Genomic DNA, 10748 nt, shown 5'->3' on the forward strand with positions numbered 1-10748 from the left:
CAATTAAGGCATAAATAGGAAAAACCGCCAGCAAGCTACCAACTTTGGCGGTTTTTCTAAAATCACTACAAATTGGGGCTGACCGTCTATCGGTAGCACCTTTCTTATGTTCATTATAACAAAACTAGTATCCTTGTCAATTATCGCATAATCAAACCAATGCATCCTTTTTGCCAATTTCTGTGATTTGTTCAACAGTGAGCTTAGTAACACGGGCAATCATATCTATTGACAATTTTTCTTTAAGCATTTCAACTACCACTTCAGCCTTAGCTTCAGCTCTGTTTCTTTCAATAATCTCGCTCATCCTTACTCACTCCTTTTTCAGCAGTCTTATACTAATGTTTTCGACAGGATGTTGCCATAAAGATCTTTTTTAACATGTCTTATAATACTTATTTGTCTGCAGCCCGTGCCAAGAAATCAAAAACTTCCGACCAGTATTTCCTGCTGTCTGTTGGCATGGAATCACCGTGGCCGGCTCCTGGTACGGTGAATTTTTCCTTTTTGGCCTTGCAGGCATCGTAAAGCTGCTCCATCATAACAGGTGGAATCAGCTTGTCGGCCTCACCGTGTATGAACAGCACCGGAACCTTTATTTTGTCCACTACCTTTATAGGGGCAGCATCAGATACCTTTACGCCGGTTTTTATGCCACTGACCACATCAACGCAATTCATGATGGGAAACTCCGGCAGGCCGAAGATAACTCCAAGCTGGTTGGAAAACATTTCATAGGCACTGGTATAGCCGCAATCCTCTATTACAGCCACTACTCCCGCTATGTCATCCCTGGCAGCGGCCATCAGTGCTGTGGCGGCGCCCATGGACACACCATGCAGTACAATTTCAGCATCCGGATATTGCTCCTTTATTTTTCTCGTCCAAACAGCGATTTCCTCGCTTTCCTTGCCCCCCATGGTAATATACTGGCCCTCAGTTTCCCCCGATGCACAAAGATCCGGCGTCAGAACCTGGTACCCGTGCTTCAGATAAACCTCGGCATAATCCCCGGCATAGTGCTGGTCCCTTCCATAACCATGTATTAAAATAGCCCAGCGTTTTCCCGGATGTGCCGGAGAAAAATGGGTGGCTGCCAAATGCCTACCATCAGAGGATACGGCACTCCACGTTTCTTTTGATACTGCAGGTTCCGGAGGAACCATCCGGCTTTTATCCTGAATATCTGCACAGGCAGCAGGCGGTGCCAAAGGATCGGTATCATTGCCCCTCTTTAGGGCAAAATCCACAAAATACGCCCCCACTGCATAGCCCATGGCCACAACTGCCAATATCACGGTCAGAAGTACCGCCGCCCATTTCTTTCTATTCATAACAATGCCCCCATATCATACGGATGCCCCAATTTATATCTTACCTTTGCCTTAACTATTCAAGCTAATATAAAAAAGCCCCACAAACTACCATCAATGGATATAATTCGTGGAGCCTTCTATATTTCCCTTCATTACGGGGGAGTATTTTTTATTTTACATAATGGACACGGGCTGCATCATAGCGGTCCTGCTGCGGATTCTTTTTCAACGGATAGCCAAATGGAATAACCGTGAATACTGACAGGCTGTCAGGAGCATTCACTGCCTTGGCCACCTTTTCCATACGGTCTGCAAATGGAGCAATGCCCAGCATTACACCGCCTAAGCCCTGTTCTTCAATTTCCAGCAAAATATTTTCCGTTGCCAGGGACATATCCACATCCACCAGCTCCGGCACTCTTACATCAGACTTGCGGCTGCACAGAACAAAAGCCGCCGGTGCACCGGCAGTCATGCCGGCATAAGGGCTGGCCTCGGACAGCTCCTGCAAAGCCTTCTTGTCTGTCACCACATAAAACTCCCATGGCTGCTGGTTCATGGCCGATGGTGCTGCCATAGCCGCCCGTAAAATCTTCTCGATTTTTTGCCTCCTCAACGGGACGGTCCTCATAGCTGCGAATACTGGTACGGGAAAAAATTGCGTTCATAATATGCCCTCCTCTTGCCGAGCAATAAACTTATCTGTATAGGATTATTCTCCTACTACACTCGTAGTTATATTATACCAGAAAAATGAAAAATAAAAGGAAAAGCCGACTCCATTTGAAGTCGGCTTAAATTGCAAATGGTCGGGATGACAGGATTCGAACCTGCGGCCTCATCGTCCCGAACGATGCGCGCTACCAAACTGTGCCACATCCCGATAGCTTTTCCGCAGATTATTATAACACAGTTGGAGCATTTTTTCCTTAATTTCTCATATTTTTCCCTAAAATACTACACAGCAGCCATCGGGCAAACAACAAAAATCAAAAATTTTTAATAAAACCTCTTCCACCTATCGCTTTAGTATGTTATACTGTACTGCAATGGGGAATATGACATTTGTACAAAGCAAGAAAGAAGTGATAGTAATGTCAGGTTTATTGAAAGAACACCCTAACAAAACTCTTTTCGGTGCCAAATTCACCGTCAGAGAATTATGCCTCTGCGCCATTATGAGTACCATTGTATTCCTGATGACCTTTGTGCCGAAGATTCCTATTCCGCTTGGCTATGCCCATGTTGGTGATGCCGCAATTTTTCTGATAGTTTTACTGGCACCAAAGCGTCCGGCTCTGTTGGCGGCCTGCATTGGATCTGCAATGGCAGATCTTATCGGCGGCTTTTATCTTTGGATTATGCCAACCATTTTCATAAAATTCATTATGGCCTACATTGTATATATAATTGCCCGACCGGATGGTGAAAATACCACCCTTCTCCGGGCTGCTGCAGCCTTTGTTGTAGCTTCTCTTTGGATGACCTTCGGCTATGTGGCCTTTGGTGCCCTGCTCTATGACAGCCTTGAAGCTGGTCTGGCCTCCGGCTACGGCCTGCTGGTAAAGAGCCTCATCAACACCATTGCCGCCCTGCTGGCCCTGCCATCCCTCAGAAAAGCCATTAATCTGAACTCATAACTGTTCATATTCTCCATATAACCAACCGGCCTCCCATAGCAGAATTAAACTGTTATTGGAGGTCGGTTTTTGTTATTATTAGACTAACAGTTAATTTAACAGGAGGGGTATTATGAAACTGAAAATTTCCCGTCGTGAATTTATGAAAATCTCCGGTGCCGCAGCAGCCGGACTGATGCTGTCCAATATAGCAGATACTAACAATAACCATACACCTGTGGCCCATGCCAAAGGGGCAGTCAATTATGCCGGACGGCAGATTCCCCTTCTATATGAAGCCGATATATGTGTGGTAGGCGGCGGGCCGGCAGGCGTTGCTGCAGCTTATACTGCAGGAAAAAAGGGTGCTTCTGCTGTAATCATTGAAAAGGGCATCACCCTTGGAGGCCTGCAGACCATGGGCAATGTTATACCATGCATGACCACCTGGGCCCCGGACAGTGATACGGATTATGTCCGGGAAGTCAAGAAACGCCTGGGGCAATATGGTATTGCTTACGATGACCACAACGAAAAAAGCGAGGTGGGCATCTGGACCAATCCTGAGGTCATGAGCCTGATTTACGATGAGCTCTGTCAGGAAGCCAAGGTGGAAATCCTTTACAATACAACTCTTGTGGACACCATTATGAAGGACGATTCCATTTCCGTGTGTATCGTCCAGACTATTGCCGGGTTGATGGCAGTCAAGGCCAAGACCTTTATTGACTGCTCCGGGGATGCCATACTGGCCCGCAGTGCCAAGATTCCTTGTGAATGCGGCTTTGAAAAAACCGGGAAAAACCAGCCCATGAGCTTCCGCTTTGAAATGGGTGGTATTGATATTGATAGGGTATATCAGTACGTGACCCTTGAGCTGGGTGATGATTTCTGCCCCACCAAGCCGCCCCATTATGAATTTGCCGAGGCAAGACATCGGACCAAGCAATATATTCTGGAGCAATTTATGGTGGATGGCATAAAATCCGGGGAGCTGACGGAGGCCGATGCTGAATATATGCAGGCCTTTACCATTGTGGGAAAGCCGGGCCACGTTTCCATGAACTGTCCGGAGCTGCCACTGGAATTCAGTGCCTCCGATCCCCTCACCTACAGCCGGGGGGTACGGGCTGGACGCCAGATGATTCACCGCCTCAGCCAATACTTCATCAAGCACATGCCGGGCTTTGAAAATGCCTATCTGGCCAAGGAAGCCTCCATGCTGGGAGCCAGAGAATCCTGGCGCATAAAGGGCAAATTCTATATGACCGAGGATGACTATCATAACCAGTCCCGTTTTCCTGATGCCGTGGCCCGCACAGCCTGGTTTATCGACGCCCACGGGGAAAAGGTCAGCGAAAAGCTGCCAAAGGGGGCCTATTATGAAATCCCATACCGTGCCCTTATTACCAATGAGGTGCCAAATCTCATTGTGGCCGGCCGCTGCATAAGTGCCAGCTTCATTCTGCAGGCATCCATGCGTATCCAGCTCACCTGCATGAGTATCGGCGAAGCCGCCGGCATTGCCGCTGCCTGGGGCATAAAAAACAGGATTCCAGCCAACAGCATCCGTTGGGAAGAAATTCCTGAAAATCTTAGAAGTTATGTTAGCAGATAAAGAATTTAACGTAGATAAAAGATTTCAAGTAGATAAAGACTTTAAAAAAGTAACAAAAGAGGTTCTCGTAAGATGAAATTTTTGCAAAAAATCGGAAAATCCCTTATGCTGCCCGTGGCATGTCTGCCCTTGTGCGGTATACTCATGGGTATTGGGTATCTGTTATGTCCTGCCTCCATGCAGGGGGGAGAAATAACCGGCATGGTTCCCACCATCGGAATGTTTCTGGTGAAAGCCGGCGGCGCCCTGATTGACCACATTGCCCTGCTGTTTGCCGTGGGTGTGGGCGTAGGAATGGCTGATGACCAAAATGGAACTGCTGGCATTACGGCACTGGTTTCATGGCTGATTATTACCACTCTGTTGCAGGCTGATTTTGTCAAGCTGCTTTTGCCGAGCATTGCGGACCAGCCGGCAGCCCTGCTGGCCTTCCATAAGATAGAAAATCCTTTTATTGGAATTTTGGCGGGCATAATCGGTGCCCAAAGCTATAACCGTTTCAAGAATACTGACCTGCCGGAATGGCTGGCATTTTTCAGCCGAAAGAGAAGTACAGTTATTATATCCGGTTTAATCTCCATTTTAGTGGCAGCGGTTCTGTTCTTTGTCTGGCCGATCTTATTTGGAGCCTTGGTAAGCCTGGGACGGGGTATTGCAGATATGGGAGCTGTGGGAGCCGGTATCTATGCCTTCCTCAACCGTCTGCTCATTCCACTGGGGCTGCATCACGCCCTCAACAATGTATTCTGGTTTGACACCATCGGTCTTGGTGACCTTACCCACTTTTGGGCAGGCCACACCGATGCCGATGTGCCCTGGTCTCTGGGAATCTACATGTCCGGCTTCTTCCCGTGCATGATGTTCGGCGTTCCCGGTGCGGCACTGGCTATTATTCATTGCTCCAATAACAAACGTAGAAAATACGTTGTGGGCATACTGGCATCAGCGGCATTGTGTTCCTTCGTCTGCGGCATTACAGAGCCCTTTGAATTCGCCTTTATGTTCTGCGCCCCAATGCTGTATGTGGCCTATGCCGCCCTGTATGGCATCTTCAGCTATGTAACTGCACTGGTGGGTTTTCGGGCTGGCTTCTCCTTTTCAGCCGGAGCTACTGACCTGCTGTTTTCCGCTTCCTTGCCGGCTGCCCAAAACACCTGGATGATTTTGCCTTTGGGATTTGCGGCCTTTGTGATTTTCTATCTGGTTTTCCGGGTATTAATCCTCAAGTTTAATCTGCCTACCCCGGGCAACGAATCAGAAGCTGTGGATGAAGCTGAAGAAACCCGGGAAGAAAAAGCTGTGGGCAATAATATGGTAGAGGGCATGGATATTGCCTCCATTCTTGAGGCCTTGGGTGGAAAGGACAATATCATCACCCTGGATAACTGCGCCACAAGGCTGCGGCTGGAGCTGAAGGATACCAGTCTGGTGGATGAAAAGAAATTAAAGACGGCCGGGGCCAAAGGCGTCATCAGCCTTGACAATAGCAGCATTCAGGTCGTTATCGGCATGAAGGTGCAAAAGGTTGCCGATGCCCTGCGGGAGCTGACAAGCCGTTAAAATAATTATCATAAAATCCAATTAAATTTATTAACAAACACCTCCCCAACGCCGATGTATGTAGTGAAGGCGAATGCACAGGGAGGTGTTTTTATGCTTGAAGGAATCGGGCGTATCGGTGCCTATGTACAGCAGAAAAATTTAAAAACTGCGGCCAAGTATCGCATTAAAACAGGCAACAGTTTAATTCCCAGCAAAACGGAAAAGCTGGAAAGTGCCCTAAAACAGATTAATAAAAATCAGAGCTCCAAGGACACTAATTCCCTCAGAACAGCCAGCATAAAATCCAAGCTCAAGGGTGGCCGGAAGCTGACTTCCGAGGAAATGAACTATTTGCGGGAAAAGGATCCTGACCTGTACCGCAAGGCCAAGGGGGCCCAGGAGGCCCGTGAAGAACTGGAACGGGATTTGTCCCAATGCCATACCAAGGCAGAAGCCAGACAGGCGCTTATGCGTGCCCAGCTGCGTGCCTCCAATGAGGCCATGGCAGAATTGGCAGCTGTCAAGGGAGCGGGAGGAGCCGGTGGCATCGGTGGCGGATTCGGCGGTGTGGCCGGTGGAGCCCAAGCGGCATCCTTTGACGGAGATATGGGCGATATGGGCGATATGTCAGCAGAGGGCGTTGCTGCTGGAGCGGATATAAGTGGTGACGGTGTTCTGGCAGCTGAAGGAGCGGCTGCCCCGGCAACGGCCAATATTAGTGCCAATGTTAGCACCGATGCTGGTACGGTAAATGCTGATGAAAGCGGTGAAGCTGCTGAGGTTAACCAGGCCGTTGAAGCCAAGGAGCGGCTGGCAGAGGAAAACGCCGTTCAGCAAATGTTATCCAATGTTTTACAGGAAATTAATAACCTGATGTCTGAAGTATCCCAGGCTGATGAATCAGGGGAAAATGACAATAATCAGGCCGACGGAGTCAAGGGCAATGAGGAAGCAGCCGCCCCACCGGCAACTGGCAGCAGCTCCAATGACCCTGTGACGGATATTATCGAAAAGCTCCTGTTCAAGATGCGGGCCATTCAAAATGTCTGGGATGAATTTACCCATGACAAGGCCTACAAGGAAATGCCGGAGGGCTACAATTCCGAAGAAGCCAATCACACCAACGGCTATAAATTCAAGCATGCCGTAAATGACACCGCTCTGATGGATATAATCAACATCTACAACAATTCCTTTGAGGGTGGGGAGCTGACGGTCACCACCAGCTTGGATATTTTACAGTAGTTATTCAATACGACAACAGACTAAACAACCCACGAAAAAGGACCAGAGAAGCAAATTTCTCTGGTCCTTTCTGTATCTTAAATCAGTTTTTATAAATCACTTTGCATTGTTGTTCATGGCGCTCTGGGTGTCCTGCTCGGCACTGCGGATGTCAGCGGACATGTCCTTGGCCAGATTCAGCTCGTGGAAATGCTTGTCCTTATGCAGAACCATGGAGAACTTATCGGTTTTGTCCAGCTGAACCTCGCCGTCCTTGATAGCCAGCTCCAGAATATGACCACCGTGCTTCCTGTCATCGGAAATAAAGTGGAAATGCCACCCCACAGAGTTCAGCTCACCCATATAGTTAGGACAGTACAGTCCCACCAGTGTTCCCTTAATATTTTTATGTGTAAATTCCGTCTGCTTGCCCTTCAGTGCCTCCACTAAAGTAGGATACGGCTTGCTGCTTCCATATTCGCTGCGGAACAGAATAGACGGAAATTCAGTGTGCAGCTTCACCATGTAAAAGCTGTTTTCCCCATGTTCCTCCACCGCCTGGTTCAATATCTTCTCAAAGGCTGCCTTATCCGCCACATTGGATAGCTTGATGGAAACATCATTATCAAAAAAGGTTACATTGGCAAAAGGAATGATTTCCTTATCGGGGGCCACCACCACCCTGCCATCTCCCAGAGCCTGATAAACCGTACCATCCAAGACGATCATTTCCCCGTTCAGCCCTTCAAAGGTGCCGATACCGATGTCACCCATGGTGCGCAGATCCTTGACAGTAACCGTACCACCAAAATAACCCTGGGCCAGAGAATGTAACAACGCCACCTGGGAAAGATTTTCTCTGTCAACAGCTGCCGCATACCCGGTGCTGCCAATAAGCAAACCAGCAAGAATTGATGCAACCAATTTTTTTGACTTTGACATATTCAATACGCCTCCTCAACAGAATTATGGGTAACTACCCGTATAACGGTATCAGCATGGCATAGGGTGCGGTCAACAATGCAAGGGTGCGGCTCAATCTGGTAATAGTCGTATCATCAAGGCCACACTGCGAAAACGCAAATCGCCTGTTAATAAAAAATATGCACACCGCTGACAGCAGTACGCCGGGAATGGCGATTATAGTAGCCCCCGGAAAATTAAAGGTATTCCACCCGGGGCAGAATTTATCTGACAGAAGATAAATAGCCAAAATCAGCAGAGCCCCTATAATGTCGCTGATAAATCCAATGATCCATACCTTTAAAATGCTTTTCTTCCAAAGGCTGACACATTCACTGATATTAAAGAATCTCGCGGCACAATATATCACAATACTGTCAATAAGGAAATTCCCCGGCAGTATAAGAAGCCATACCCCCGTAGGAAAAAGATAAAATAACCATGCAGGAAACAGAACATTGTAGAGACGGTTATTTTTCAAGGAGATTGCCCCCTATCTCTATAAAATATCGGCAGTTAACTTCTATCCTACAATTTCTATCTGGCACATTTTCATGGCTTCCAAGGCATTGGTGTGGCTCTCCGGTGTCACCCCGGCACAGCACTGTTCGTCCACACTTACCTTCACTTCAGGGTAGGCCGCCTTAATAAGCAGGGCGTTGCTGATTACACATATATCTGTACACAGCCCCACCAGCTCAACCTCATCAGTATTCTGCAAATGCTTTATAAGCTCCATGGAACCAAAGGTAGGCTTTTCTACCACCGCTTTGGCCTTATCCAAAAATTCACTGAGCTCATCTGTTATTTTCCAGCCCTGTGTCCCCTTTATGCAATGCTCAACAGGCAGCTTCTTCCCTTCCTGGGTGTTCAGATAATCCTCCCCATGGGTATCCATGGTAAAGATAAGCTCCGCCGAGCCCTTTTCCACTACATTTTGCAGCTTCTCCTTAAGCCGTGGCAGCATCTCCTGGGCTTCCTTGGTCCCAAGGCTGCCATCAATAAAATCATTCTGCATATCCACTACAACAATACTCTTCACTACTATGTACCTCCTATAAGTCATGCTCTTTTGAAATCGGTGTCCATTTATTTTGCATACGAAAAAGCCGTATCAAATAAAAGCTCCGCTATGCTGTCCGGCACAATGGGATTATATTGAAAATCAAAAGGCTCATTGGTTACTATATGACGCCCTATCACATTTCCCCGGCTGTCATAATCCGTAGATGACATAACAAGAGCTTCCTTTTGTCCCTGCCGGGAATTTCTGAATGCCCACTGCCCGATGGAGTAAGAGCCGTCTGTTTGTGAAGCCTTTATCCAGCACACTGCATTTCGGCCGGCAAATTTAAAATCCACCAGCTTTGCGGAAGATTTGTCTATTTCCCAGTTATATGTGTCATTTGAAATAATCCATTCCCATTCAGCTGCATGGCAATAATCAGAACAGCCAAAAGTTGCTGCCAGCACCAGAACGGCAATGAACCATCCCTTAACACCGCCCATAAAATGTCTTTTATTCATTACCTCTCCCCCTCGGGTTACTTATTTAAACTGCATTATGTAATTTCAATATTGGCAGGACTTTTTCCTGCCGACGCAGAAAATAACAAGAGTGTCATTTATGCTATTATCAAAGTAAGTAAAAATAATAGTTCAAAGGGGGATTTATACTATGAACAAAATCGTTGAAGCATTGAAAAAGGCCGGTACCTTCTTTATTGCCACCGAGGATGGTGATCAGCCAAGAGTTCGTCCTTTTGGTGCTGTGCTGGAATATGATGGCAAGCCGTACCTTTGCACAGGCAACGCCAAGCCATGCTTTGCCCAGATGAAAGCCAACCCTAAAGTGGAGATATCCGCCACCTATCCAGATCATAGCTGGTTGCGTCTTACGGCCAAGGTTGAACCTATAGACAGTGACGACATTCGCGCTGCCATGCTGGAGGAATACCCAGAGCTAAAAGGAATGTACCATGTTGGGGATGGCATCTTTGAAGTATTGGAAATCAAGGAAGCCAGCGGTGGTATATATTCATTTGGAGCTGAGCCTGTAATCTTGTAATAGTTACGCCCTGCATTTTCGGTGCAGGGCGTTTTATTTTGGGCATGATGCATAAAAGGGACTGCCGAAGCAGCCCCAAATTATGCAACCTTAACATTGATTAAGTTCCTCATATAACCCTACAAAAATGTAATACAGCATCTTTCCGCCCATAATACCCAACGCACCTGCCAGGCCGATAAACAACACCGAGATTAAAACAAGAGCTCCACCTTCTGCCATGTAAAATCCCTCCTTTGGTCTGGTTGCCAAATAATACACGTTCCAACCATCACTTTTTATCATCTCTTACCAGGTATATCGGAAACTCCGGGCCAAATGGCGAGCTTTTAATCAAATTATAATGATACTTGATTGATGCCATCATCACCGACCATAAAGCATAAATAAAGAGGCTT

The 10748-nt window shown here is 47.2% G+C and carries 13 protein-coding genes and 1 tRNA gene; 5 read left to right on the top strand and 9 right to left on the bottom strand.

Annotation, left to right across the window (positions count from 1 at the left end):
• Positions 1 to 151: 151 nt before the first annotated feature.
• The 4 genes from D081_RS12720 to D081_RS10385 all read right to left on the bottom strand — a co-directional run bounded on the left by D081_RS12720 (position 152) and on the right by D081_RS10385 (position 2199).
• Positions 152 to 307 carry a hypothetical protein gene (locus D081_RS12720; RefSeq protein WP_158087650.1) on the bottom strand — a complete coding sequence of 52 codons (156 nt, stop codon included), beginning with the start codon at positions 305 to 307 and terminating at the stop codon, positions 152 to 154.
• Positions 308 to 395: 88 nt separating this feature from the next.
• Positions 396 to 1334, bottom strand: coding sequence for an alpha/beta hydrolase (locus D081_RS10375; protein WP_085024109.1), 939 nt, complete (start codon positions 1332 to 1334; stop codon positions 396 to 398).
• 151 nt (positions 1335 to 1485) lie between these two features.
• A complete protein-coding gene (locus D081_RS10380) occupies positions 1486 to 1932 on the bottom strand; it encodes a nitroreductase family protein (protein ID WP_198941991.1) in 447 nt (148 codons plus the stop codon).
• A 190-nt stretch (positions 1933 to 2122) separates the two neighbouring features.
• Positions 2123 to 2199, bottom strand: a tRNA-Pro gene (locus D081_RS10385).
• Between the two features lie 211 nt (positions 2200 to 2410).
• Between D081_RS10385 and D081_RS10390 the strand changes: the two genes are divergently transcribed.
• The 4 genes from D081_RS10390 (at position 2411) to D081_RS12840 (ending at position 7340) form a co-directional block, all read left to right on the top strand.
• Positions 2411 to 2956 (top strand): ECF transporter S component, encoded by a 546-nt coding sequence (locus tag D081_RS10390; protein WP_085024110.1) that lies wholly within the window; start codon positions 2411 to 2413, stop codon positions 2954 to 2956.
• Positions 2957 to 3068: 112 nt separating this feature from the next.
• Positions 3069 to 4553, top strand: coding sequence for an FAD-dependent oxidoreductase (locus D081_RS10395; RefSeq protein WP_143272196.1), 1485 nt, complete (start codon positions 3069 to 3071; stop codon positions 4551 to 4553).
• A gap of 72 nt (positions 4554 to 4625) precedes the next feature.
• Positions 4626 to 6113: a PTS transporter subunit EIIC gene (locus D081_RS13065; RefSeq protein WP_085024111.1), complete on the top strand. Its 1488-nt coding sequence runs from the start codon at positions 4626 to 4628 to the stop codon at positions 6111 to 6113.
• Positions 6114 to 6206: 93 nt separating this feature from the next.
• Positions 6207 to 7340 (top strand): hypothetical protein, encoded by a 1134-nt coding sequence (locus tag D081_RS12840; protein WP_085024112.1) that lies wholly within the window; start codon positions 6207 to 6209, stop codon positions 7338 to 7340.
• A 96-nt stretch (positions 7341 to 7436) separates the two neighbouring features.
• On the opposite strand, the gene budA is transcribed toward D081_RS12840, so the two are convergent.
• From budA to D081_RS10425, 4 genes are read right to left on the bottom strand one after another with little or no spacing between them, the layout of a single operon-like run.
• The gene (gene budA, locus D081_RS10410; protein WP_085024113.1) at positions 7437 to 8261 is read right to left on the bottom strand and encodes an acetolactate decarboxylase; all 825 of its coding nucleotides are present in this window, start codon (positions 8259 to 8261) and stop codon (positions 7437 to 7439) included.
• A gap of 34 nt (positions 8262 to 8295) precedes the next feature.
• Entirely contained in the window at positions 8296 to 8763 is a 468-nt protein-coding gene (locus tag D081_RS10415) for a hypothetical protein (RefSeq protein WP_085024114.1), read from the bottom strand.
• Positions 8764 to 8805: 42 nt separating this feature from the next.
• Entirely contained in the window at positions 8806 to 9348 is a 543-nt protein-coding gene (locus D081_RS10420) for a cysteine hydrolase family protein (RefSeq protein WP_085024115.1), read from the bottom strand.
• Between the two features lie 23 nt (positions 9349 to 9371).
• Positions 9372 to 9809, bottom strand: coding sequence for a hypothetical protein (locus D081_RS10425; RefSeq protein WP_085024116.1), 438 nt, complete (start codon positions 9807 to 9809; stop codon positions 9372 to 9374).
• Between the two features lie 151 nt (positions 9810 to 9960).
• On the opposite strand from D081_RS10425, the gene D081_RS10430 reads away from it, so the two are divergent.
• Positions 9961 to 10350: a pyridoxamine 5'-phosphate oxidase family protein gene (locus tag D081_RS10430; protein ID WP_085024117.1), complete on the top strand. Its 390-nt coding sequence runs from the start codon at positions 9961 to 9963 to the stop codon at positions 10348 to 10350.
• Between the two features lie 90 nt (positions 10351 to 10440).
• On the opposite strand, the gene D081_RS13040 is transcribed toward D081_RS10430, so the two are convergent.
• Positions 10441 to 10572, bottom strand: a complete 132-nt coding sequence (locus D081_RS13040) for a hypothetical protein (protein ID WP_255375015.1) — start codon at positions 10570 to 10572, stop codon at positions 10441 to 10443.
• Positions 10573 to 10748 lie beyond the last annotated feature (176 nt).

The sequence above is a fragment of the Anaerovibrio sp. JC8 genome (assembly GCF_002100115.1).
Taxonomy (GTDB): domain Bacteria; phylum Bacillota; class Negativicutes; order Selenomonadales; family Selenomonadaceae; genus Anaerovibrio.

Coding starts and splice junctions, on each gene's coding strand:
- D081_RS12720 (WP_158087650.1), bottom strand. CDS start 307: ATGAGCGAGATTATTGAAAGAAACAGAGCTGAAGCTAAGGCTGAAGTG.
- D081_RS10375 (WP_085024109.1), bottom strand. CDS start 1,334: ATGAATAGAAAGAAATGGGCGGCGGTACTTCTGACCGTGATATTGGCA.
- D081_RS10390 (WP_085024110.1), top strand. CDS start 2,411: ATGTCAGGTTTATTGAAAGAACACCCTAACAAAACTCTTTTCGGTGCC.
- D081_RS10395 (WP_143272196.1), top strand. CDS start 3,069: ATGAAACTGAAAATTTCCCGTCGTGAATTTATGAAAATCTCCGGTGCC.
- D081_RS13065 (WP_085024111.1), top strand. CDS start 4,626: ATGAAATTTTTGCAAAAAATCGGAAAATCCCTTATGCTGCCCGTGGCA.
- D081_RS12840 (WP_085024112.1), top strand. CDS start 6,207: ATGCTTGAAGGAATCGGGCGTATCGGTGCCTATGTACAGCAGAAAAAT.
- budA (WP_085024113.1), bottom strand. CDS start 8,261: ATGTCAAAGTCAAAAAAATTGGTTGCATCAATTCTTGCTGGTTTGCTT.
- D081_RS10420 (WP_085024115.1), bottom strand. CDS start 9,348: ATGACTTATAGGAGGTACATAGTAGTGAAGAGTATTGTTGTAGTGGAT.
- D081_RS10425 (WP_085024116.1), bottom strand. CDS start 9,809: ATGAATAAAAGACATTTTATGGGCGGTGTTAAGGGATGGTTCATTGCC.
- D081_RS10430 (WP_085024117.1), top strand. CDS start 9,961: ATGAACAAAATCGTTGAAGCATTGAAAAAGGCCGGTACCTTCTTTATT.
- D081_RS13040 (WP_255375015.1), bottom strand. CDS start 10,572: ATGGCAGAAGGTGGAGCTCTTGTTTTAATCTCGGTGTTGTTTATCGGC.